This is a genomic window from Brevibacterium album DSM 18261, from assembly GCF_000426445.1.
Lineage (GTDB): Bacteria > Actinomycetota > Actinomycetes > Actinomycetales > Brevibacteriaceae > Brevibacterium > Brevibacterium album.
Genome location: NZ_AUFJ01000013.1, coordinates 50545 through 71996 on the forward strand (window position 1 = coordinate 50545; position 21452 = coordinate 71996).

Annotated in this window: 22 protein-coding genes; 10 read left to right on the forward strand and 12 right to left on the reverse strand. The window is 71.2% G+C overall.

All coding sequences use genetic code 11. From position 1 onward, the window contains the following. Nucleotides 1–138 precede the first annotated feature (138 nt). Nucleotides 139–1392 (forward strand): L-2-hydroxyglutarate oxidase, encoded by a 1254-nt coding sequence (lhgO, locus tag K318_RS0110590; protein WP_029089465.1) that lies wholly within the window; start codon nt 139–141, stop codon nt 1390–1392. A gap of 98 nt (nt 1393–1490) precedes the next feature. Here the strand turns inward: lhgO and K318_RS0110595 are convergent, their stop codons facing one another. Together K318_RS0110595 and K318_RS21100 are read right to left on the reverse strand one after the other, a co-directional pair. Next, a complete protein-coding gene (locus tag K318_RS0110595) occupies nt 1491–2537 on the reverse strand; it encodes a FecCD family ABC transporter permease (RefSeq protein WP_029089466.1) in 1047 nt (348 codons plus the stop codon). Further along, nucleotides 2534–3661, reverse strand: coding sequence for a FecCD family ABC transporter permease (locus tag K318_RS21100; RefSeq protein WP_084500041.1), 1128 nt, complete (start codon nt 3659–3661; stop codon nt 2534–2536). Before K318_RS21100 ends, K318_RS0110595 begins: the two co-directional genes overlap by 4 nt. A gap of 66 nt (nt 3662–3727) precedes the next feature. Here K318_RS21100 and K318_RS0110605 point away from each other — a divergent pair, with 66 nt between their 5' ends. Next, on the forward strand, nt 3728–4690 hold the full coding sequence (locus K318_RS0110605) for an ABC transporter substrate-binding protein (protein ID WP_245579862.1): 963 nt from the start codon (nt 3728–3730) through the stop codon (nt 4688–4690). Between the two features lie 102 nt (nt 4691–4792). On the opposite strand, the gene K318_RS25005 is transcribed toward K318_RS0110605, so the two are convergent. Beyond that, nucleotides 4793–5620 carry a GAP family protein gene (locus K318_RS25005; protein ID WP_051297863.1) on the reverse strand — a complete coding sequence of 276 codons (828 nt, stop codon included), beginning with the start codon at nt 5618–5620 and terminating at the stop codon, nt 4793–4795. 126 nt (nt 5621–5746) lie between these two features. Between K318_RS25005 and K318_RS24710 the strand changes: the two genes are divergently transcribed. Both K318_RS24710 and K318_RS0110620 read left to right on the forward strand, forming a co-directional pair. After that, nucleotides 5747–7129, forward strand: a complete 1383-nt coding sequence (locus K318_RS24710) for a sensor histidine kinase (protein ID WP_035281567.1) — start codon at nt 5747–5749, stop codon at nt 7127–7129. Then, a complete protein-coding gene (locus K318_RS0110620; RefSeq protein WP_084500045.1) occupies nt 7122–8030 on the forward strand; it encodes a response regulator transcription factor in 909 nt (302 codons plus the stop codon). The genes K318_RS24710 and K318_RS0110620 overlap by 8 nt, the downstream gene beginning before the upstream one ends. Before the next feature lie 88 nt (nt 8031–8118). Here the strand turns inward: K318_RS0110620 and K318_RS0110625 are convergent, their stop codons facing one another. Next, nucleotides 8119–8721 (reverse strand): TetR/AcrR family transcriptional regulator, encoded by a 603-nt coding sequence (locus tag K318_RS0110625; protein ID WP_029089471.1) that lies wholly within the window; start codon nt 8719–8721, stop codon nt 8119–8121. A gap of 316 nt (nt 8722–9037) precedes the next feature. Here K318_RS0110625 and K318_RS21105 point away from each other — a divergent pair, with 316 nt between their 5' ends. Continuing rightward, nucleotides 9038–9565: a fatty acid desaturase gene (locus tag K318_RS21105; protein ID WP_084500083.1), complete on the forward strand. Its 528-nt coding sequence runs from the start codon at nt 9038–9040 to the stop codon at nt 9563–9565. 245 nt (nt 9566–9810) lie between these two features. Then, a complete protein-coding gene (locus K318_RS0110635) occupies nt 9811–11331 on the forward strand; it encodes an MFS transporter (protein WP_029089472.1) in 1521 nt (506 codons plus the stop codon). A 96-nt stretch (nt 11332–11427) separates the two neighbouring features. Here K318_RS0110635 and K318_RS0110640 read toward each other — a convergent pair whose 3' ends face one another. Both K318_RS0110640 and K318_RS0110645 read right to left on the reverse strand, forming a co-directional pair. Next, a complete protein-coding gene (locus K318_RS0110640) occupies nt 11428–12381 on the reverse strand; it encodes a nucleotidyl transferase AbiEii/AbiGii toxin family protein (protein WP_029089473.1) in 954 nt (317 codons plus the stop codon). Further along, entirely contained in the window at nt 12371–12940 is a 570-nt protein-coding gene (locus K318_RS0110645; protein WP_029089474.1) for a type IV toxin-antitoxin system AbiEi family antitoxin domain-containing protein, read from the reverse strand. The genes K318_RS0110640 and K318_RS0110645 overlap by 11 nt, the downstream gene beginning before the upstream one ends. A 180-nt stretch (nt 12941–13120) precedes the next feature. Here K318_RS0110645 and K318_RS0110650 point away from each other — a divergent pair, with 180 nt between their 5' ends. Then, nucleotides 13121–13660: a DinB family protein gene (locus K318_RS0110650; protein ID WP_029089475.1), complete on the forward strand. Its 540-nt coding sequence runs from the start codon at nt 13121–13123 to the stop codon at nt 13658–13660. 60 nt (nt 13661–13720) lie between these two features. Here the strand turns inward: K318_RS0110650 and K318_RS0110655 are convergent, their stop codons facing one another. Next, a complete protein-coding gene (locus K318_RS0110655) occupies nt 13721–14257 on the reverse strand; it encodes a VOC family protein (protein WP_029089476.1) in 537 nt (178 codons plus the stop codon). A 160-nt stretch (nt 14258–14417) separates the two neighbouring features. Between K318_RS0110655 and K318_RS0110660 the strand changes: the two genes are divergently transcribed. Both K318_RS0110660 and K318_RS0110665 read left to right on the forward strand, forming a co-directional pair. Then, nucleotides 14418–15368 (forward strand): helix-turn-helix domain-containing protein, encoded by a 951-nt coding sequence (locus K318_RS0110660; protein WP_051297866.1) that lies wholly within the window; start codon nt 14418–14420, stop codon nt 15366–15368. Nucleotides 15369–15463: 95 nt separating this feature from the next. After that, nucleotides 15464–16093, forward strand: a complete 630-nt coding sequence (locus K318_RS0110665; RefSeq protein ID WP_029089478.1) for an SRPBCC domain-containing protein — start codon at nt 15464–15466, stop codon at nt 16091–16093. Between the two features lie 22 nt (nt 16094–16115). Here K318_RS0110665 and K318_RS21110 read toward each other — a convergent pair whose 3' ends face one another. From K318_RS21110 to K318_RS0110680, 3 genes are all read right to left on the reverse strand, one after another. Beyond that, complete coding sequence (locus K318_RS21110) at nt 16116–16538, reverse strand: hypothetical protein (protein ID WP_035281570.1); 423 nt, start codon at nt 16536–16538, stop codon at nt 16116–16118. Nucleotides 16539–16614: 76 nt separating this feature from the next. Next, complete coding sequence (locus K318_RS0110675) at nt 16615–17037, reverse strand: VOC family protein (protein WP_029089479.1); 423 nt, start codon at nt 17035–17037, stop codon at nt 16615–16617. A 48-nt stretch (nt 17038–17085) separates the two neighbouring features. Next, nucleotides 17086–17523 carry a helix-turn-helix transcriptional regulator gene (locus tag K318_RS0110680; RefSeq protein ID WP_029089480.1) on the reverse strand — a complete coding sequence of 146 codons (438 nt, stop codon included), beginning with the start codon at nt 17521–17523 and terminating at the stop codon, nt 17086–17088. A 293-nt stretch (nt 17524–17816) separates the two neighbouring features. Between K318_RS0110680 and K318_RS0110685 the strand changes: the two genes are divergently transcribed. Continuing rightward, complete coding sequence (locus K318_RS0110685; protein ID WP_035281572.1) at nt 17817–19736, forward strand: ABC-ATPase domain-containing protein; 1920 nt, start codon at nt 17817–17819, stop codon at nt 19734–19736. A gap of 54 nt (nt 19737–19790) precedes the next feature. Here K318_RS0110685 and K318_RS0110690 read toward each other — a convergent pair whose 3' ends face one another. Beyond that, nucleotides 19791–20348 carry a hypothetical protein gene (locus K318_RS0110690; RefSeq protein ID WP_029089482.1) on the reverse strand — a complete coding sequence of 186 codons (558 nt, stop codon included), beginning with the start codon at nt 20346–20348 and terminating at the stop codon, nt 19791–19793. Between the two features lie 153 nt (nt 20349–20501). After that, nucleotides 20502–21437 (reverse strand): siderophore-interacting protein, encoded by a 936-nt coding sequence (locus tag K318_RS0110695; RefSeq protein WP_029089483.1) that lies wholly within the window; start codon nt 21435–21437, stop codon nt 20502–20504. Between the last annotated feature and the right edge of the window lie 15 nt (nt 21438–21452).

The following is a 21452-nucleotide window of genomic DNA, read 5'->3' on the forward strand; positions in this document are numbered from 1 at the left end:
AGAGTGCTCGGCGACATGCTCCCTTGCGTTCACGAGAGTCCTCTCCCGGTGCACTGCGTTCTCAGGGGAGGTTGAGGGTATGCGGTGTCTGGTCCGCAGACGGGTGAAGCCCGGACGGAAAACGTGCAGACTTGAGACATGAGAGCACAGCCACAGCGCATCGCCGTCGTGGGCGGCGGCATCATCGGCACCGCCGTCGCACGCGAGCTCGCCCTGCGCTTCGACGATGCGACCGTCACCCTGTTCGAGAAGGAGTCACACCTCGCGCAGCACCAGACAGGCCACAACTCCGGAGTGGTGCATGCGGGCCTCTACTACGAGCCGGGCTCGCTCAAGGCGCGCCTGTGCCGCCGGGGCGTGGAGCGGATCATCCGCTACTCCGCGGAGAACGGGATTCCCTATGAGGAGTGCGGGAAGCTCGTCGTCGCGCAGGACACGGACGAGGCGGACCGGCTCGAGCGCATCTTCGAACGGGCGAAGGCCAACGGCGTGCCCCATGTGAAGCTGCTCGACCGGCGGGAGATGCGCGAGGTCGAGCCCGGCGTGCGCGGCGTCCTCGCCCTCCACTCGCCCCACACCGCGATCATCGACTTCGTGCGGCTCACGGAGTCCCTGGGCCGCGACCTGGAGTCCGCCGGGGGCGTCATCCGGTACGACTCCGAGGTCGCCCGCCTGGACACGCTCTCGAGCGAGGTCCGCGTGCGTCTCGCCCTGCCGGGTGCCAAGGGCTCCTCCGTCACCGAGGACGCCGGCGTCTTCGACCTCGCCGTGACCTGCGCGGGCCTCCAGTCCGACAGGCTCGCCGTGGCGAGCGGCCTCGACCCGGACCCGCGGATCGTGCCCTTCTACGGTGACTACTTCGTGGCGAGGGGCGAGGCCGCCGAGGCCGTCCGCGGTCTCATCTACCCCGTCCCGGACCCGGCCTACCCCTTCCTCGGCGTGCACCTCACCCGCAGCATCGACGGCTCTCTTCTGCTGGGGCCCAACGCCTTCCTGTCCCTCGGCCGGGAGAAGTACGAGCGGAAGATGGGGCCCATCGGCGGACTGGACCTCTCCGATCTGGGGAGCACCCTGGGCTACCGGGGCTTCTGGAAGTTCGCGTCCCAGAACATGAGGGCGGCGGCGCGCGAGGCGCGGACCGCGCTCAGCCCGCAGGCGTTCATCGCCGAGGCGCAGAAGTTCGTGCCCGGCCTCGACGCCTCCGCCGTGCATCCGGGTCCGCGCGGGGTGCGCGCCCAGGCGATGAACCCGGACGGCTCGCTCGTGGACGATTTCGTCATCACCAGCCGCGGCCGGCTCACACAGGTGCGCAACGCCCCCTCTCCGGGGGCCACGAGTGCGCTCGCGATCGCCGAGCACGTGGTGGACCGCGCGGTGGAGTCGATGCGCTGAGGCGCTGACTGGCCTGCGGCACGTATGTGCAGCCCGCGTGCTGACGGCGGTATCAGCGCGCAGACTGCATACGCGCAGAAGAGCCCGGCCGCGTCCCCTTATCTCCGCCGCCCCTGCCGGAGCAGCAGCGAGAGGAAGAACGCGCCGCCGAGCACGATCGTCACGACGCCCACCGGCACCGGCACGGGGAGTGCGAACTGGGCGAGGAGGTCCGCGGTCAGGAGAAGGATCCCGCCCGTGAGCGCGGCCGGGAGGAGGGCTCGCGAGCCCGCGACCGCGCGCGAGATGTGCGGGGCCGCGAGGGCGATGAACGAGATGGGCCCGGCAGCGGCGACGGCGAATGCGACGAGCACCACCCCGCAGGCGAGGAACAGCGCGCGCTCCCTGCCTCCGGCCGCGCCCAGGGAGGTGGTGGTGGCGGGATCGAACTCGAGGATCGCAAGGACCCGCTCGCGCCACAACAGCACGGGCAGCACGACCGCCGAGACGAGCAGCAGGGGCAGCAGCTCCGTCCAGCCCCTGCCCTGCAGGCTGCCCACGAGCCAGGTCTGCGCCGTCACCGCGGCACCCACGAAGACCCGGGTGAGGAGATAGCCCGTCGTCGCGCTCGCGAGAGCGGCGAAGGCGAGTCCGGCCAGGATGATCCGCCCCGAGGTCATTCCACCGCGCAGGGCGAAGGCGCCTATCGTCAGGGCCGCGACCGCGGCCCCGGCGAGCGCGCCCAGCGAGACCTGCGCCGGTGACCCGTGCAGGAGCAGGATGACCGTGCAGGCCCCCGCCGCGGCACCCGAGGAGATGCCGAGGAGGTCCGGACTCGCGAGCGGATTGCGCGTGACCCGCTGGAACAGCGCGCCTCCGCATGCGAGCGCCGCTCCGATGCACAGCGCGACCAGGGCGCGCGGCAGGCGCCGGTGCAGGACGAAGAACTCCATGCGGGGATCGGGCGGTTCTCCGGCGAGCGTCTGCAGCAGGGCGACCGGGGAGATGCGGAACTCGCCGATCATGAGCGCCGCCGCACAGAGGAAGCTCGCAAGACCGGCGAGGACCACGGTCGCCACGAGAGGGCGGCGCTCCACGCGCAGGGACAGCCGCTCCCCGGGCGTGCGCAGCACGAGCAGGCGGTCGGCTCCGGCAGCGGCGCTCATGCGCGCACCTGCCCTGCGCCGTCGGTCTGCCGGCCCGAGGCCCGCCAGGGGCCGGGACTCAGCCGCGCACTGGGATCTCCCCGTACGCCGGAGCTCCGCCGCTTCCTGGGTCTTCGCCCGCCGCCGGCGCCGCGAAGGAGCAACGCCATGAGCGCCGGGGCGCCCAGGAAGGCCGCGACGATGCCCACGGGGATCTCGGCTCCTCCGCCGATGAGCCTGCCGAGCACGTCCGAGGCGAGGACGAGGCAGGGGCCCAGCAGCAGGGCCAGCGGCAGGACCACGCGCAGATCGGGGCCCGCGAGGAGCCTGGCGAGGTGCGCCGACACCAGCCCGATGAACGCGATGGGTCCCGCGATCGCGACGGCAGCCGCGCACAGAACGGTGACGAGGCCGAAGCCCACCGTCCGCACGAGCACCGGGGAGACCCCGAGCGAGGAGGCGGTGTCCTCGCCGAGCGCCAGGACGTTGAGATGCGGACCGAGCAGCAGCGCGACCGCAGCCGCGATGCCGATGAGCAGAAGGAGCGGCCCCGTCTCCGCGGCGCTCCGCATGGCGAGCGAACCCACCTGCCAGAAGCGGAAGGAGTCGAGGATCCGCTCGCTCGTGAGCACGAGGAGCTGGGTGACGCCGCTGAGGACCCCGCCGAAGGCCACCCCGGCGAGCACGAGTCGCACGGGCGAGCCGCTCACGAGGGAGGAGCCCGCGGTGAGCACGATCGCCGCGCTCGCGGCACCGGCACCCAGCAGCGCGAACCAGAGCACCTGACCCGAGCCGGCGGAGCCCAGCACGGCGATGCCGATGACGACCCCCAGCGCGGCTCCCACGTTCACGCCCAGCAAGCCGGGGTCTGCGAGGGGGTTGCGAGTGAGTGCCTGCATGAGGACCCCTGCCAGACCGAGCGCGATGCCGCACGCGAGGCCGGCGACCGTGCGGTCGAAGCGCAGGTCGCCGACGATGACGACGGTGCCGTGGTCGCCGATGCCGAGCAGGGCGGCGGCCACCTCCGCCGGCGGCAGCGCACGCGCTCCCAGGGCGAAGCTCAGCACCACCGCGAGGAACAGGCCCAGCGCCGCACAGGCGAACACTGCCGCTGCGGTCCAGCCCCGCCGTCGTCGTTCCGCCATCGCGGCCCCCGATTCTTCGATAAATAAGGATTGCCTTACCAAACAATTGAGGATAGCGTTCGGCCTGTGAAAAATTCCACTCAGCCGCGGAGCCGTGCTCTGCGCAGCATCGTCGCCCTTGCCGCCTCTCTCGCATGCCTCACCGTCTCCGCCTGCGGCTCGTCCGCCTCGGCGGGCAGCGGGGACGGGCAGCCGGGAGGAGGGGAGTCCCGCACCGTTGCGCATGCGATGGGCGAAACCGTCGTCGAGGGCGAGCCGAGCACCATCGTCGTCCTCGACTCGCCCTTCATGGACGCGCTCGTGTCCCTGGGCATCACGCCGGCCGGCGGCACCGTGGCCGATCAGGGGGAGGGCTTCCCCGGGTACCTCGGCGAGGCCACGGACGGGGTCGAGACCGTGGGCCTCATCGCGGAGCCGGACGTCGACGCCGTGGCGAACCTCGCTCCGGATCTCATCATCGGCACGAAGATCAGGCACGAGGCGATCTACGACGAGCTCTCGGCCATCGCCCCCACCGTCTACTCCGAGACCTCGGGGACCAACTGGGAGGACCAGGCGCGGCTCGCGGCCGAGGCCGTGGGGAAGTCCGGGGAGATGGACGCGCTCATCGGGGAGGTCGAAGCGAGGGCCCAGGAGCTCGGCGAGGAGGTGGGCGCGGAGGGGACGACCGTGAGCATGGTGCGCTTCCTCGAGGACAACTTCCGGCTCTACGGCCCGGAGACCTTCTCCGGCTCGATCCTCACCGATATGGGCTATGAGCTGGGTGACCGGAGCTGGAACGAGTATTCGATGCTGGAGCTCAGCCCGGAGAACTACGACCAGATCGACGGTGACGTGATCTTCTACACGAGCCCGGGCGGCGATCCTGCGGCCTCCACACTGGGCACCGTCACGGACCTGTGGAAGGACCAGCCTGGCGTGGCCGCCGGACAGGCGTTCGAGGTCCCGGAGGGCACGTGGATGACGGGGATCGGCGTGACCGGCGCCCACCAGATCCTCGACGAGATCGAGGAGCGGCTCGGCTCCTGAGCCCTGCCTCGGAGGGCTTCGACATCGGGAGGTTTCTACGGTGCGGGCACCCTGCATAGTGTCCGCACCGTAGAAACCTCCCTGAGGATGAGGCGGCTGCCCTCACAGACCGGCGAGATCGGCGAGGCCGAAGAGCGCTCCCGCACCCAGCCACAGCCCCAGCAGGAAGAGGATGAGGGCGATGGTGCCGTTCGCGTGCCTGCTGAGGAACGCTTCGAGCCTGCGGAGCGGGCCCGCAGCGAACCGCTCGGCCGTCACCCGGATCACGAGCAGCAGGAGCGCCGGCAGGATCATCACGAGGCAGTAGAAGAGGCCCATCGCCGGCGCCGTGGGCAGACCCGGATCCGCGGCCGCGATCATCCCGAGGCCGGCGAGGTAGGGCAGCAGTGTGGTGATCTCCAGGCCCACCGCGGCGAGCGCGAGCCCGAGCAGCGGCCCGAGGCCGGCCTCGGCGCCCTCGCCCACCGCCCGGCTGCGGAACCGGGCGAGTCTGTCCGGAGTGCCGCGTGCGGCCTCCCGCGCGCGCTTGCGCTCCCTGCCCCGTGCGGTGAAGGGGTCGAGGCGGCAGCTGAACCAGATGAGTCCGGCGGCCAGCGCGGCCTGCCCCAGTAGGAAGGGTGCGCTCTGCTGGGCGGCTTCGAGGCAGTCGAGGAGCGATTCGCCCACGATCAGCAGGCCGGCGAGCACGAGCAGGCCGATGAGGGCATAGGCCCCGGCGACCACGGCCAGGTAGACCAGCACTCTGCCCGCGCGCAGCCGGCCGGGGGCCATGAGGAACCATACGGGGATGAGGAGGGTGCCGAAGCTCGTCGAGTCGAGGAGGGCGAGAGCCGCGAGGACGCCCCACAGGGCGGGGACGGCTGTGCCGCCGTCCAGGAGGGCTGTCGGAGCGGCGCTCATGGCGGTGGCGGTCAGCGGTCCCGTGGTCATGCGGTCAGCCTGCCGCGGGAGCAGGCCCGGCGCATCGGCCGAAGGATCGAGGTTCCCGCTCCGCCCGCCGCGGTTCTCGCTCCTCCGGATGAGGCAGCAGAGTCGGCGGTGTGGTCGAATACGAGTGTGACGACGCTGAGATCCGGTGTGCGGCGTGCGGCCGGGACGATGCGGGTGCAGGTGCCGCAGTTCCTCACCCTCGGCCTCGCCCTGCTCCTCGTCGCCCTGGGGTGGGCGCCCGTCTGGGACCACGCGCCCTGGTGGGACCTGCTCGACGTGAGGCCGCGGGCGTGGTGGCATCTGGTCCCGCTCGCGCTCATGGCGGCGGCGGTCCCGCTGCGGGTGAGGCATCCGCTGGCGGCCGTGCTCGCCGGGTCCGCCTGCGTGCTCCTCGATCTGGCGGTGGGGCTGAATCTGGGTCTCCTCTTCTGCCTCTCCGAGCTCATCACCAGCCTGGGCCTGCGGGCGGAGCGGCGCACCGTGCGCACGGTCGAGGCGGGTGCGCTGGCGGTCGCGGCACTCAGCATCGCAGCCGCCTTCGCCGCAGGGGCCGAGCCCTGGGGCGCGTTCAACATCGGCCTGGCCGTGGGCGCTGTGGCGGTCCTGCCGCTGTGGTGGGCACGGGAGGTGCGGAAGGGCTACCCGCTGTGGAACGAGCGCGATGTGCGCCGGCAGCTCGAGGCCGAACGCCATGCGGCCCTCCTGCGGCGCCAGGAGGACGAGCGCCGCCTGGCCGTCGCGGAGGAGCGGCGGCACATGGCGCGGGAGCTGCACGACGTGGTCTCCTCGCAGGTCTCGGCCATAGCGCTCACCGCCGGCGCCGTGCTCAACGCCGAGGCCAGCGAGGAGCGCGACCGCAGAGCGCTCGGGAACATCCGCACCACGAGCGTCGAGGCGCTGGGCCGGCTGCGGGAGATGGTGCAGCTGCTGAGCGGAGCGGGCCCGGAGGCCGCGGGCGCCGCGGGCGGACAGGAGACCTGGGAGGGTGTGCTGAGCCGGGCTGAGCGTCAGGGCATCGACGTGCACGTGGACGGCAGGCTGCCGGAGGAGCTGCCTCCCGCCGTGCGGCAGGTGGCGCTGCGCGTCATGCAGGAGTCGCTGCTGAATGCTCTCAAACACGGTGATGCGCGCGCTCGGGTGGAGCTCGTGCGCCGACGCAGATGTCTGCGGCTGCGCATCACCTCGGGCCTTCGCGAACAGGGCACGGAGGCGGGCGTCGCGGAGGAGCGGAGGAGGGCTGCACCTGATGCCGTCTCATCGGCAGCCGGCGCCGGTCCGCCTGATGCCGCCGGCCCGTCGGGTGCAGGTGCTGCCTCATTGGGCGCCGGCACCGGTCTCGCCGCGATGCGGGAGAGGGTGCGGCTGAGCGGAGGGCGGTTCAGGGCAGGCCCATCGGGCCGCTCCCCAGCGTCGGGCTCGGGGCGGCAGAAGGGCGGCGCGGGAGAGCGCGCCCACGGCGAATGGACGGTGGAGGCGGAGCTTCCCCTGAAGGTGAGGACACATGGCTGACGGCAGTTACGCTGATGGCGACCCCGCAGCCGGCGGCAGTGTCGATGACGACCCCGCGGGCGCAGGTTCCGCATCGGATCCCGGGGCCGGGGCTTCCGGGCCGGTCCGTGTGCTGCTGGCGGACGACCATGCTGCGGTGCGTGCAGGACTGCGCCTGCTGCTGGAGGTGGACAGCGGGATCGAGGTGGTGGGCGAGGCTGCGGACGGTGCCGTCGCCGTGCGGCAGGTGCGGGCGCTGGGCCCGGACATCGTGCTCATGGACGCCCGGATGCCGGGCACGGACGGGATCGAGGCGACCCGGCAGATCGTCGCGGAGACCGGGACCGAGGTGCTCATGCTCACCACCTTCGACCTCGACGAGGTGGTGTTCGGGGCGCTGCGGGCAGGGGCGGCGGGGTTCCTGCTGAAGTCCGTGGAGCCTCCGCAGCTCATCGAGGCGATCAGGCGCATCGCACAGGGGGAGGGCGTTGTGGCGCCCGAGGTGACGCGCAGGCTGCTCGACGCCTTCGCTGCGAGGCCCGGGGGCGGAGCTGCGGGACCCGGTGTCTCCGGCCCTGCCGGCGCGGGGCCTGTTCCCGGTCCCGCGGGTACGGGGCCCTCGGCGCGAGCTGGGGCAGCTGGGCGCGAGCCTGCTGGGATGTATGGCACCGGGTCGGGCAGCACTGGAGCCGGCCCCGGGGGACTGCAGACGGCGGTTGCCCAGGGCCTCGGCGCACTCACGCCCAGGGAGCTCGATGTGCTCGCGGCACTGGGGCGCGGTCTGTCCAATGCGGAGATCGCACAGACGCTCGTGATCAGTCGGGCGACGGTGAAATCCCATGTGTCGAGCCTGCTCAGCAAGCTGCATCTGCGTTCGCGCATGCAGGCGGCGATCCGTGCGCGCGAGGCCGGCCTCGCCTGAGCGCCGGCGCGGCCTGTCCCCTTCAGCCCTCGATCCACCGGGTGAGCGGTTCCTGTCGGTGCCAGCGTGATGATCCGACAGGAAGTGCTCACTCCGTGGGGCTGCCGGGCGCATCCTCAGCGAGCAGGTCCAGGGCGGCCCGCATCTGCGCGGGGCTCGGCACACTGTCCGGGTCGATGAGGAACTGCGTGATCAGGCCTGCGATGAGGGCGAAGGCGAGCGAGCCCAGTGCGGCCTCGGCCTCCGTCTTCCCCGCGCTCGCCTCCGGAGCACTCCCGGACCGGCCTGTCATCAGCGCCGTGACCTCCTCGCGCCCGTTGGCCGAGCCCGCCGCCACCTCCGCGTGCAGGCTCTCGTCGAACTGGGCCTGGGCGAAGGCCTGCAGGCTGGCCGACTGAACGGCGCGCGTCTGCGGGAGGGAGTCGCTGATCGCAGCGAGGAGGGCGCCGAGGCGCGCACGGGGAGTCTCCCCCTGCGCCTCCGTCGTGAGGGCCGTGAGGAGGTCGCCCCATTCGCTGCTCAGCTCCATCGCGGCGCGATTCATGAGACGGTCCTTGGAACCGTAGTGGTAGCCGATGGACCCCAGATGGGCGCCCGAGGCCTCGGCGATGTCGCGGGCGGTGGTGCGGCCATAGCCCTTCTCGACCAGGCACTTCTTGGCTCCTGCGAGGAGTGCTTCCTTCTGGTTCATGGGACTGAGTCTAGGGGCCCGCAGAACGTACGTCCTGCACGTATGTCCGTTTCACCCGTCCGGGCGGGGCATTCCCGAGCTCGCCCCTACTGCGGTAGGGGGTGCGAACGGTTCCGCGGGGTGACGCGCGGGAGGCGGGTGGCTTCCTACGGTCGGGCCATGACATCGCATCCCCACCTCGCGGACGGCGCGAGCAGAACGGAGGCGCGCGGCGCTGCGGTCACCGAGGCCCCCGGCCCCCGGCCCCCGGACTCCGCGGAACCGCCCGGCCGACGACTACTTCGAGCTGAGCAGGAGGGTGAAGGAGGCCGGCCTCATGGGCAGGCGGACGGGCAGCTGCATGCTGCGCTTCGCACTGCTGCTCCTGGCGCTCGCGGGAGCCTTCGTCCTGCTGTTCGCGCTGGGGCACAGCATGTGGCAGCTGGGCGCGGCCGTTCTGTTCGGCGTGCTGTTCACGCAGCTGGCGGTGTTCGGCGTGTACATGGGTGCGAGCTTCGCCCCCAAACACAAGGGGATGCCGCTGCTGCCTGCGGATGCGGAGGTCGACTTCCTCCGCCGCCAGGTCCTCACCTCCCGGAGCATCCGCGGCGGGCTGCTGGTGGACTGGGCGATGGGAGGGCTCAACCATCAGATCGAGCATCATCTCTTCCCCCGGATGCCGAGCATGAACCTGCGCAGGGTGCGGCCCATCGTCCGCGAGTTCTGCGTGGAACGGGGAATCCCCTACACGGAGACGGGGCTCGTGCGGGCCTACGGCAGCGTCATCCGCTACCTCAATGACGTGGGGCTGGGGCGCTCCGATCCGCTGGAGTGCCCGGTCGTCGCGCAGTTCCGCCCGCGCTGAGGAGAGCGGACGCCGAGGCGCGGGCCGAGTGGCGGCCCGCGCCTCGGCGAGTGCGTGCGGAACGGCCCGCGCAGTGATTTGTACGTACGTACTTGCGGAAGGGGGTGCGAGCGTCCTACGCTGACATCATGAACGTACGTACAAATAACCCTCAGTCCCATTCCCGTCGTCCCGGCCAGCAGGCGTCTGAGCGGAAGCCTGCAGACGCCTCGTCCGCAGGTGCCCCGCTCGGGGGCGTCCGGCCCATGAGCGCTCCGAAGCAGATCGCGGCGCTCATCGTCCTCCTGCTCCCGGCCCTGCTGGTCTCGATGGACATCTCGATCCTCTTCGTCGCGAATCCGGCGATCGCGCGGGACCTGGCGCCCACCGCCTCGGCGTGGCTCTGGATGATGGACAGCTACAGCCTCGTGGTCGCGGCCCTCCTCGTGACGATGGGCAGCCTCGCCGACCGGATCGGCAGGCGCAGGCTCCTCCTCATCGGCGCGGTGGCATTCGGGCTCGCGTCCCTCGTGCTGGCACTGGCCTCCACCCCGGCGCTGTTCATCCTGGGCCGGGTGCTGCTGGGGATCGGCGCGGCCACCCTCGCACCCTCCACCCTCGCGATCATCCGCAGCGTGTTCACGGACCTCACCGCCCGGCGCCGGGCGGTCTCCGCCTGGACCATCGCCTACACGGGCGGGGCAGTGGCGGGTCCGATCCTGGGCGGATTCCTGCTCTCGATGTTCGACTGGCCCGCGGTGTTCCTCATCAACCTTCCCGTCATGGCGCTCCTGCTCGTGGCCGGTCCGTTCCTGCTCCCGGAATCGCGTGACCCGGAGGGCGCGCACTTCGACCTGCCGGGTGCGGTGCTCTCCCTCTTCGCGCTGTTCGGGATCGTGTACTCGGTGAAGAGCTTCACGGATCAGGGCATGGGGCCGGTGGCCTGGGGCGTGCTGGTGCTCGGCCTCGGCCTGCTGGCGGCGTTCGTCGTGCGGCAGCGCAGGGCCCAGCATCCGCTCATCGACCTCTCCCTCTTCGCCCGCGGGGCGTTCACGGGTGCGGTCGTCGCCAATGTCCTCGCGGCCCTCGGCATGGTGGGGATCGGCGCCCTGGCGTTCACGTACCTGCAGTCCGTGCACGGACTGAGTGCGCTGCAGGCGGCGCTGTACACCCTGCCCACGTTCCTCGGGACGGCGGTGGGCGCCACGCTGGCCTCGGAGCTCGCCAAGCGCGTCCGTCCGGCGTTCCTCGTGGCGGCGGGCATGGCGCTGACGGCGGGCGGGCTGGTGTTCATCGGCGCGGTCGCCGCCGACCGCTCACCGGTGTGGTTCATCGGCGGGTACATCTTCCTGACCCTGGGCGCAGGCGCCGTGAGTGCGCTCGCCAATTCGCTCGTGCTCGCCACCGCTGCGTCCGGTCGCACGGGTGCGGCGGCGAGCATCTCCGAGACCGGCGTGCAGCTGGGCGGCGCGCTGGGCATCGCCGGCTTCGGGCTCGTGTCCACGGCCTTCTACCGGGCGGAGATGGCGGAGGCGCCGGGCACGGTGCCGCCCGCGGTGAGTGAGTCGATGGCCGGTGCCGAGGCTGCGGCCGCGGGCCTTCCCGCTCACCAGGCCGCGCCCCTCCTCGAGGCGGCAGCGCAGGCCTTCGCCTCGTCGATGGGTTCCGTCGCCTTCGTCATCGCCGGAGTCATGGGGCTCGCGGCGGTGCTCACCGGGGTACTGCTGCGCAGCGTGCCGGCCGGCACGGAGGCGGAGGAGGGCGCTGAGGAGGGGGAGGGGCAGTGAGGACATCCGGGGCCGCGCGAGTCGCGCATCGGCAGGCTTCCCGGGTGCAGCTTGACCAGGGGGGCGTCGGAGTGGCATCTGAGTGGTTTTGCCAGGTCACCTGCTGGCGTCGATCTCTGCGATCCATGCATTCAGATCTGTGACTGCGTCGCTGAGCGGGAGGGTGACGCTGCTGCCTGCTGCGGCCTGAGCGAAGTCGCTGTCCCAGTGGCTGAGCGCTGTGACGGTCGGCGGCCATTTCCTCGCCGTTCGACCGAGCTCGGAGGCTTCTGCGGCTCGGGCTTCGAAGACTGCCATGGATGCATCTCGCACCTCGGGGAGTGCTGGGCTCCCGGTGGTGGCGATGAGGTCGCGCAGCAGGAGCAGATCGATGACGTCCCGAGCGCGGTCGTTGACCGCATATGGAGGAGTGTGAGGGTCGGAGACTGCATGGAGCTTCTGCGCGATCTGATACCGCAAGGTGATCCCCGTGAGGACGTCGGGGTCGGGCAGCCCGAACCCGCTGAGCGGTGGTGGCTCGATGCTCTCGTGCTCCTCTCCTATTCCCGCCTCATCGGGTGAGACCTCGAACTGGACTCGCCGCCAAGTCACTCCGCGGATCTCGAGGAGGATGTCGAACCTGCGAGGTGTGGTGGTTCTGGAGGGCACGGCAATATCCTCGACTTCGCCGCGACGCAGTGTCAGAGGACCCCACGGCTCGTCCAGCACGTCCTCGAGCTTTCGCAGGAAATTGTCCATGTCACCGCGGATCACGCCGTCGACATCCTTCGTGGCGCGAGCAGTTGCATTGAGGCGGTGCTGGAGCAGGGTTCCGCCTTTGAGGAGGAACAGCTGGCGCCCGTCTGCGTCGAGGGCGCGTTGGACTGCCGCGGTTGCCACTGATGGTGCGACCAGCCAGCCGAGGCGCCCTCCCCGCGCCTCGTCGCCGAGCAGGCCCTCGGCTTGAACGATCCAGGTGTTGAGGACTCGAGCTGAAGCCGGGCGCTTCGATTTCGGCTTCAAGCTCTTCAGCAGTGATGCCAGTCTGGAGCGGGAGGGTTCACTGCTCATGGCGGGCCTCCAGGCGCTTGGCGAGCACATTGCTTTCTGTGGTCTTCAGGAGCCCCCGGGCGCGGCCGCGTTCGATCGCCTGCCGCAGCAGATGGGTCTGTGTTCCATAGGCAAGGCACTGTGCGATCGCTGTCGCGGGAGTCACGGTCGGGATCTCCTCCCACCAGCCGATCTGCTGAGGAGCCAAGTCTTCGTGGTGGATGGCGTAGTCCCCGCCGTCTGCGCGACGGAAGCGGCGTCGTCTGCTGACGGTGACATGGATGAGGTTGGGGTTGACGTCGCTGATGCTGTAGACGTTGAGCGCAGTCTCGTGCGAAAGGGCCGCCTCCGGCACTCGCGTCCAGAGCACCGCGAGCATGAGCGCGTCGTGCTCTCCTGCCGGGTACTGCGGGAAGCGATAGACGCCGCGTGCGGCTCGTTCGAGCGTGTTCCGGTGTACGAGCATCTGCACTGCGTGCTTGCCGATGCCCGTTTCTGCGGCTTGCTGGGCGGTGACGAAGCCGTGCTGGGCAATTGCGATGTCCCACAGCTCGTCACGTGCCAGCGGTTTCGTCATCATGGCATAAGTATAACGATTTCGTGATACTTGTGCCATCATGACATAGGCTGATCTGTCAGCCGGCCCGCTCATCGCGACCGGCCTGTCCGGGTGGGTGAGGCCTCTGCGGACACGATCTGTCCGCAGGCGCCGTTAGCGTGGGAAGCGCTCATCATCACGACGGCGAAGAGGGTGGAGACCATGGGCACCGAGACGAACACGGCAGCTTCCGATCGCGAGCGCGAGGACCTCATCGCGATGCTCGACCACGCGCGCTTCTACCTGCGCCACACCACGCGTGAGCTCACGGACGAGCAGGCGCGTGCGCACACCACGCCCAGCGCGTTCTGCCTCGGCGATCTGATCAGGCATGTGACCCAGGTGGAGAGGAGCTGGTGCGATTTCCTGCTGCATGGCAGGGACGTCCGCGAGAAGGAGTTCATCGACTGGACGGAGGAGGACTACGCGGAGCACGACAGGGCGTTCCGGATGGGCGCCGATGAGCACCTGGGCGATCTCCTCGACGAGTACGCGCAGGTGGCCGAGCGGACGAACGCCGCGATCCGCACGGTGCCCTCGCTCGACGCCCTCCGCGAGCTGCCGAGGTCGCCGTGGAGCGACGAGGAGGCGTGGTCTGTCCGCCGTGCGGTCCTGCACATCGCGGCGGAGACCGCGCAGCATGCCGGTCATGCCGACATCATCCGGGAGGCGCTGGACGGCGTGCGGTCCATGGCGGCGTGAGGGTTCGGCCCCCTTGCGTGCCCAGGTGCACTCCTGTGCGTGGGAGCGGTCCTCGGCTGTTCAGTCCGCACCGTCCGATGCGGGCCCGGTGCCCTCCTGTGCAGCGGCCCATTCCGCCACCCGGCGGGCGCTCTCCTCCTCGGAGAGGTCCTCCACCCGGCTCATGACGGACCAGCGGATGCCGAAGGGATCGCGGATCGAGGCGAAGCGGTCTCCTGAGACGAAGTCGCTCACGGGTTCGCGGATCGTCGCCCCCGCCGCCACAGCGCGCTCGACCACGGCGTCCACATCCGCGCAGTAGTAGCCCAGGGAGCAGCAGTCCGCATCTCCTTCGGGCGGCGGCACCAGTCCGAAGGCGGGATTGGGCTCGCCCAGCTGCAGGTGGCCGCTGCCCATGTCGAGATCCGCATGGACCACCACCCCGCCCATCTCCGTGACATCGACGACGCGTGCCCCGAACACCTCCCGGTAGAACTCGACGGCCTCGCTCGCCCGGGGCACGGCGAGGAACGGGGTGAGGCTCGTGGAGCCATGGGGGATTCCGTCTGTCGTGTGTGCGCCGGTCGCACCTCTGCGCGGCGTGCTTGAATCGTTCATGCACCGAGAGTACGGCGGCGCCGAACCGGCGGGCTTGGATATTCGCGACGGATTCCTCTCGCCTTCCAGGCAGGGAATCGGCGATGAGGGGACAGCGCGGAGCCGGAGGTGCGCTGGGCAGCGGCGCCGAGCGAGGCGCGGAGAGCCGGAGGCAGGAGAGATGGCGGACGGATCAGAGCGCAGGACCGCGGCGAGCGGTTTCGACGCGCGCGGAATCCTCTATCCGGCCCGTCTGCCCACCTTCGTCCGTCTGCCCGCACCGGAGAGCCTTACCGGCCTCGTGTGCTGGTTCTGGATTCCGGAGTGGGACCTGGCGCCGGGCCGCGTCTCGCGGCAGAGCGTGCTCCCCTTCCCGGCCTCGAACCTGGTGGTCGAGTGCGTGCGCGAACACCGCGCTTCTGTCAGCCTCTCCGTCGCCCTCAACGGCCCCGCCACCCGCGTGTCCCATCGGGACCTCAGGAGCTCCGGATGGGCGGTGGGTGCGCTGCTCCGACCCGCGGCGGTCGCCGCGCTGGGCATCGATCCCACGGCGATCCGGGATGCGGAGGTGCGGCTCTGGGGGAGCGGAAGGGGCACTGCGTCGGCCTCGGCGGCATCGGAGTGTGCGCAGGCGGCCGAGGTCGAGGTCGTGCCGGCGGCGAGACTGCGCGCGGAAACCCTCGGACGCACCGTCGCGGAGGCGATGGCGGCGGGAGAGGACGCGCATGACACTGCCGCCGCCTCGGCCCACCGCGCCGCCGCCGAGGCGTTCGCGAGCTGGTTCGCCGCGCACATTCCGGCACCGGACGAAGGAGGTCGGCTCGCCAATGAGATGGAGGACCTCATCGCCGGGGACCGGAGCATCGTGCACATCGAGCAGGCGGCCGAGCGACTGGGCATCTCCGTGCGCGGAGTGCAGCGGCTGGCCCGGAGGTACGTGGGCGTGCCGCCGCTCGCGATCATCCGCCGGTACCGCCTGCAGGAGGCGGCCCAGCGGCTGCGGGAGGATCCGGACGTGACGATCGCGCAGGTCGCGGCGGACCTCGGCTATGCCGACCATGCGCATCTCACGCGGGACTTCCGGGCGGTCCTGGACCTCACTCCTGCGGGATACCGGCGGGGCCGAGTCTGACTGCGGACCCGCACTTGCCGTTCAGTGAGGGCGCGTGCGATGCGCGTATCGTCGGTGGTGCATCCGGACGGATGGCGCGAAGAGGGGAGACGGGCATGGAAGCGGAGCTGGACCTGCAGGCGGAGGCGGGCGCGGTCGTGCGCACGGTGGTCCTGGGCGAGGGGACGCACACGGTCGAGGTGAGCCGGGTCTTCCCGGCGGACCGTGACGAGGTGTGGGAGGCGTGCACCCGCCCTGAGAGGCTGCGGCAGTGGTTCGACACCGCAGACGGCGAGCTGCGCCCGGGCGGCCGATACGCCCTCGCGGACAGCGGGACCGTCGGCACGATCGAGGTGTGTGAACGCCCCTCCCGGCTCCGGCTCACCTGGGAGTACGAGGACGATGCGAGCACGGTGGAGATCGTGCTGGCTGCCACCGGGGAAGGGCGGACCTCACTTGCACTCCGGCACATCGTCACAGCGAATGCGCACTGGGACGAGTTCGGCCCCGCGGCGACGGGCATCGGCTGGGAGGGGGCGCTGCTGGCGCTGGCCCTCCACCTCGATGGGGACTCCCGTTCCGCTCCGGATGCCATGACGGAGCTGTTCGCCTCTCCTCCGGGGCTCGAGTACATCTCGCGAGCGGCAGAGGGGTGGGGAGAGGCGCACAGCGCCGCGGGCGCAGAGCCCGCTGCCGCCGAGGCCGCCTCCCGGAAGACCGCTGCCTTCTACCGCGGCGAGGGGTAGGGCGAGGGCGGCGCCGCTCCGCTCACCCGTGAGCCCCGAGCAGGCTCTGCCTGCGCTCCCAGGCGGCGAGGGCTTCGTCCTGGGCGGCGCGATGGCGTTCCAGGATCCCGTCGATCTCCGAGCGATGGTCGGCCCAGTAGCCGAGGGCCGCCTCGACCGCCTCCTGGCTGAGCTCGAGAGTCGCGGCCACGTTCGCGGAGGTGCGATCCTCGTGGTCCAGCCATGACTGTGCGACCGCCCACACCTCCGGGCCGTCGGCGAGGGCGGCCCGGCGCTCTCCGGTCTCCGCAGTCCTGAACCTTATGCTGACGTGCTCCTGCATCGCCAGCCACTCGTACACCGCAGTGCTGATGACTGCGGACTTGGTGTGCCCGGTCCGCCGGATGTGGCGGGCAAGGGCCTCCTCGATCGATTCTGCGAAGCGGACATTCGTGGGAGTCGCCATGCGCTACAGTGTAGTGCGCTGTAGCGCACTGTGGAAGGGCCGCCTCGACCGCCTCTGCGGCGGAGGGACCGGGTGCTCAGCGCGCCTCGGCGACGCGGATGAGCGAGCCTGCGGGATCGCGGAGGGCGCAGTCGCGAGCGCCCCACTCCTGCTCCATGGGCTCCTGGACGATATCGGCTCCTGCCGCCTCGACCCGTTCGAAGAAGCCGTCGAGATCGTCCGTCTGCAGCTGGATCCCGGCATAGCTGCCCTTCGCGATGAGCTGGAGGATGGTCTGCCTCTCCTCGTCCGTGAGGGTCGGGTCGGTCGCCGGGGGTTCGAGCACGAGGTGGGCGAAGGGCGCATCGGGATCCACACCGGCGGGCTTCAGCGTGATCCAGCGCATATCCCCGTAGCTCACGTCGTTGGCGACCTCGAAGCCGAGGACGTCACGGTAGAAGGCGAGCGAGGCCTCGGGATCCGTGTGGGGGAGGAAAGCGGTCTGGACGTGCAGGCTCATGGTTCTGGTTTCCTTTCGGTGAGTGGTGGTGTGACTGCGAACTGCGGGTCAGGGCTGCGCCGGTCCTGCCCGCGCCGGTCTGATCCGGACGGGTCGTGTGGCCTGCTGGACCAGGCAGGAGGGCGCCCCCGCCGTGGCATTGCGTTCGCTCTGCCGGTAGGCGCTGGGCGGCACGCCCACCAGCTCGGTGAACCGCGTGCTGAACGTGCCCGGCGAATTGAATCCCACTGCGAAGCAGACCTCCGTGACGCTCATATCGCCCCTGCGCAGGAGCGTCATCGCGCGCTCGATCCTCCTCGTCATGAGGTATGCATAGGGCGATTCCCCGTAGGCCTGGCGGAAGCGGCGGCTGAGATGTCCGGCGGACATGTGGACGCCTCGGGCGAGGGCCTCGACGTCCAGCGGCGAGGCGTACTCGCGGTCGATCCGGTCGCGCACCCGCCGCAGCAGTGCGAGCTCTGCGAGCAGGTCCTCGGGTGTGCGCATGCGCCCACAGTACGCAGGCCCTCTGCGTGCGGCTTCTCGATTCCTGATCGATGGGGGGGCGAGGCTGGCGCATCCCGCTCCTACTGCGCCGGTTGCACCGCGCCCGCCGGACCTGCCTCGCCCGCTCTGCGCAAGTTCACCGTCCTGGCAGACGCCTTGGAGAGTGTGGGTGTGGAAACGGTCGAGGACACCGACGCGCCAGGCGGATTGGACTGAACTATCGCAGCGTCTGCGACGATTGGCGCGACTGCCGGCCCATGAGCGATGTCCGCCCCGTCTGATTGACTGGTGCCATGCAGGACACGCACGGATCGGACAGGCGCCCACAGGACCTCGCACGGACGCTCATCGGCATGGACGGCCGCAGCTACTCCTCCTACAAGCAGCTGGTCGGCACCCACGACCTCGGCGACTGCGGGCTGGCGGTGGACCACGTGCAGTCCGATCCTTACGCCCCGCCCTCGCGGATGTGCGTGCTCGTAGACGCGGAGGACGCGGACCTGCCCCAGGACCTCCTCGAGACCGCGGGAGACCGGATCGCGGTGGGCGATTTCCTCACCCGCCGCTTCGCCGCAGAGCTGCGGGCGGCGGGCGCGGAACGGGACATCCGCATCGACGCGCCCGGCCAGCAGGTTCTCGAACGCAGCAGCGTCCTCCTCACCCCGGACCGCGCGGAGGTCCGCCTCGAGGTCGCCCTCCCCGCCGCCGGACGCCGCATCAAGGGCCGTGCCGCCGCGCGCATCCTCACGGAGGTCCTCCCGCAGGTCGCCCGCGCCGCGCTCCTCCACCGCGGCTTCGACGCCCGCACCCGGGAGGCGCTGCGTGCGCACGTCGTCCTGCTCCGGGACCAGGAGCATCTGCGCGCCTCCCTGCGGGACCGGGGCCTCATCGCCTTCGTGGGCGAGGGCGCGATCCTGCCGCGGCGCTCCGGCGACTCCGATCTGCCCCTGGAGTCCCGCCTCGGCGCGGTGCCCTTCACCAGCCCGGACTCGCTGCGCACGGAGTTCGCCCTGCCCAGCGGGGGCAGCGTCAGCGGCATGGGGGTGCCCGAGGGCGTCACCGTGATCGTGGGCGGCGGCTACCACGGCAAATCGACCGTCCTCCGGGCGCTGGAGCGCGGCGTGTACCCGCACATCGCAGGCGACGGCCGCGAATGGGTGGTCACGCGTGCCGACGCCGTCGCCATTCGGGCGGAGGACGGGCGCGCCGTCACCGGCGTGGACATCTCTCCGTTCATCAGCAACCTCCCCACCGGCACGGACACCTGCTCGTTCTCCACCACGAACGCGAGCGGGTCCACCTCCCAGGCGGCCAATCTCGCCGAGGCGGTGGAGGCCGGCGCGAGCGCGCTCCTCATCGACGAGGACACCTCGGCGACGAACTTCATGATCCGCGACGACCGGATGCGCCGGCTCATCCCCGCCGAGCGCGAGCCCATCACCCCCTTCGTGGAGCGCATCCGCCCGCTGTACGAGGAGCGCGGGGTCTCGACCGTGCTCGTGGCCGGGGGATCGGGGGCCTTCTTCGAGGTGGCCGACCACGTCATCGCCCTGCACGAGTACGTCCCGGCCGATGTCACCGCGCAGGCGCACGCGATCGCGGAGGAGAGTCTGGCCGCACGCGGCGAGGGCAGCGCGCGAGGCGAGGGCGGCGAGCCCTCGGCCGAGACGGCGGTCGGGGGTGCGGCGGCCGGTGCAGAGGCGAATGCCGGTGCCCGGACCGGCACCGAGACCGGATCCCAGGCGGGTGCGCGTGTGTTCGCCGAGGCCGTCTCCCGGGTGCCCGCTGCCGGCGGGTTGGGCCGTGCCGAGGATGAGGGCGGCCCGGAGCGCGGCGGCGGACGTGGCGGCCAGGGCGGTCGAGGCAAGGGCGGCCGAGGCGGGTCCGGCGGCCGCGGGCCCAAGCCTGCCCGTGCGCGCGGACTCGGCGAGATCCAGTACGGAGCGGAGACGATCGAGCTCAGCGCCGTCACGCAGCTGGTCGACCGGTCCCAGACCGAGGCGATCGCCCGGGCGCTCGATGTGCTTGCCCGGGAGCTCGACGGGCGGACGAGCATCGCCGAGGCGCTCGACGCCCTCGAACGCCGGCTCGACGAGGAGGGACTCGACTGGCTGTCCCCGCATCGGGGACACCCGGGCCGCCTCGCACGTCCCCGGCGCCACGAACTCCTCGCGGCGGTGGGCCGCTTCCGGGGTCTGCACCTGGTCGGGTGAGCGGCGGCCGGCCGGAGACGGCGCCTTCGGCGCGGACTCCGGCAGCGGCGCACGTCAGAAGTCGATGCCGGCGAACTCGAGTTCGTACTGGACCTGCTGTCCTGAGACCGAGACCACCTTCGCCACCCCGTAGTAGTCCCTGCCGCCCGCGGTGACGGTGCAGGACGCGGAGCCTGTCTCGTTCCACACGGACATGTCGTTCGAGCATTCGACCGCTTCGATCACGGTGCCCTGCTTCTGGTATGCGGCGCGGATGTCCTCTTCGAGCACCTCTGCGGGAATCGTGCCGGTCCCGTTCTCGTCGAGTGAGAAGCCGCCCTCGCCGCTGCCCGCGGCGGAGCCTCCGTCCGCAGGCTCCGCCGGTGTGCCGCCGGCACCCTCCTGGTCCTGCGGAGCGGCGGACTCGGACTGTGCGTCCGCGGCCGGACCGCCCGCGTCTGGCTCGGCCTCCGGATCCTCCTGAGAGCCCTCCTCGACCGGCTCCGCGGTCTGCTCGCCCCCGCTGCCGTCCTCCTCCCCGTCGAAGGAGATCGTCAGGCCGCAGGCCGAGAGGGACAGTACGAGGGCGGTGCCTCCGAGGATGCTGAGGGTCGTGGTGCGGATGGTGCGCATGGCTGTGCCTCCTGGAACCGAGCGGGAGCGGTGCGCTGCACCGCGATCATGGTTCCAGCCTGGCAGGGGCGCCTGCCGGCAGAGGCGGTTCCGCGTGCGCGATCGGCCACGGCTGTGGCAGGCCGGGAACACGGGGCGCTCCGTCGCCTTTCGTCACTCGCCTTCGCGGGAGCCCGGCTTCCAGTAGCCCATGAAGGAGCAGGACTTCCTGTCAAAGCCCCGCTCGCGGACCAGGCCGCGCCGCAGCGTCCGCACCGTGAGCGCATCCGCCGCCGCCCAGATCCTCAGGCCGCTGCTGTCCGTGCCCTCCTCCCAGAGGAGACCGGCCTCCGTGGTCGTCTCCTCCTCCGCTGCTGCCGGAGAGGGGCTCGGATGGTGCGCCGGATGCCCCGCACCGGAGGCAGCGGCGCCGGCACCCTGAGCCCAGGCATCCGCCCAGCCGAAGACCGCCTCGGCGAGCAGCTCTCCGCGGGCGGAGCCCTCGGTGCGGGGGAGGTAGGAGACCGTCACGCGGGACGGGGACTCGGTCGCGAGCGCATCGGCGGGGGAGGGGACCTCGACGAAGGCGGCTCCCGTGACGTGGGCGGGCAGACTGCGCAGGATGTTCGCGATCGCAGGCTGCGCGGTCTCGTCGCCTGCGAGGAGGACCTGGGCCGCGCCGTCCGTGCGCCATGTGACGCCCTGGACGTCCGCCTCGGGGTGCTCGGCGTCCGCACCCACGAGGAGGGCGGCCTCGCCCACCCGGGCGGTGAGGGCGAAGCGGCTGGCCGGCCCCTCCGTCCCGTGCGCCACGAAGTCCACATCGACCTCCCGGTCCTCCCTCCTCACGCGGCGGGAGGTGTACGTGCGCATGATCGGACGGGTCTCATCGGGCTGTGCGCGCCACCAGTCGAGCCATGAGTCCGCGGCTGCCGCCTGTGCCAGCACCTCGGGCGGCCCGAGCACCAGTTTGATGCGCTGGTCCAGGCAGGTGTCTGCGAACCGGTGCAGGTCCGGGCCGGAGAAGGTGAGCCGGTGGAAGCTCGCGCTGAGCTGCCGGCGGGCGGAGACGGTCACGGAGAAGGGACGGTAGGCGGAGCGCGGGGGCATGATGAGCGGGTACTC

Bases quoted from the DNA above. Each gene is read 5' to 3' on its own strand.
- K318_RS0110640 (WP_029089473.1), bottom strand. From the start codon at position 12,381: ATGAGCAGTGAACCCTCCCGCTCCAGACTGGCATCACTGCTGAAGAGC.
- K318_RS0110675 (WP_029089479.1), bottom strand. From the start codon at position 17,037: ATGAGCCTGCACGTCCAGACCGCTTTCCTCCCCCACACGGATCCCGAG.
- lhgO (WP_029089465.1), top strand. From the start codon at position 139: ATGAGAGCACAGCCACAGCGCATCGCCGTCGTGGGCGGCGGCATCATC.
- K318_RS0110655 (WP_029089476.1), bottom strand. From the start codon at position 14,257: ATGAACGATTCAAGCACGCCGCGCAGAGGTGCGACCGGCGCACACACG.
- K318_RS0110665 (WP_029089478.1), top strand. From the start codon at position 15,464: ATGGAAGCGGAGCTGGACCTGCAGGCGGAGGCGGGCGCGGTCGTGCGC.
- K318_RS0110650 (WP_029089475.1), top strand. From the start codon at position 13,121: ATGGGCACCGAGACGAACACGGCAGCTTCCGATCGCGAGCGCGAGGAC.
- K318_RS0110635 (WP_029089472.1), top strand. From the start codon at position 9,811: ATGAGCGCTCCGAAGCAGATCGCGGCGCTCATCGTCCTCCTGCTCCCG.
- K318_RS0110595 (WP_029089466.1), bottom strand. From the start codon at position 2,537: ATGAGCGCCGCTGCCGGAGCCGACCGCCTGCTCGTGCTGCGCACGCCC.
- K318_RS0110690 (WP_029089482.1), bottom strand. From the start codon at position 20,348: ATGCGCACCATCCGCACCACGACCCTCAGCATCCTCGGAGGCACCGCC.
- K318_RS0110695 (WP_029089483.1), bottom strand. From the start codon at position 21,437: ATGCCCCCGCGCTCCGCCTACCGTCCCTTCTCCGTGACCGTCTCCGCC.
- K318_RS0110620 (WP_084500045.1), top strand. From the start codon at position 7,122: ATGGCTGACGGCAGTTACGCTGATGGCGACCCCGCAGCCGGCGGCAGT.
- K318_RS0110680 (WP_029089480.1), bottom strand. From the start codon at position 17,523: ATGCGCACACCCGAGGACCTGCTCGCAGAGCTCGCACTGCTGCGGCGG.
- K318_RS0110625 (WP_029089471.1), bottom strand. From the start codon at position 8,721: ATGAACCAGAAGGAAGCACTCCTCGCAGGAGCCAAGAAGTGCCTGGTC.
- K318_RS0110645 (WP_029089474.1), bottom strand. From the start codon at position 12,940: ATGATGACGAAACCGCTGGCACGTGACGAGCTGTGGGACATCGCAATT.
- K318_RS21110 (WP_035281570.1), bottom strand. From the start codon at position 16,538: ATGGCGACTCCCACGAATGTCCGCTTCGCAGAATCGATCGAGGAGGCC.
- K318_RS0110660 (WP_051297866.1), top strand. From the start codon at position 14,418: ATGGCGGACGGATCAGAGCGCAGGACCGCGGCGAGCGGTTTCGACGCG.
- K318_RS21100 (WP_084500041.1), bottom strand. From the start codon at position 3,661: ATGGCGGAACGACGACGGCGGGGCTGGACCGCAGCGGCAGTGTTCGCC.
- K318_RS21105 (WP_084500083.1), top strand. From the start codon at position 9,038: ATGGGCAGGCGGACGGGCAGCTGCATGCTGCGCTTCGCACTGCTGCTC.
- K318_RS25005 (WP_051297863.1), bottom strand. From the start codon at position 5,620: ATGACCACGGGACCGCTGACCGCCACCGCCATGAGCGCCGCTCCGACA.
- K318_RS0110685 (WP_035281572.1), top strand. From the start codon at position 17,817: ATGCAGGACACGCACGGATCGGACAGGCGCCCACAGGACCTCGCACGG.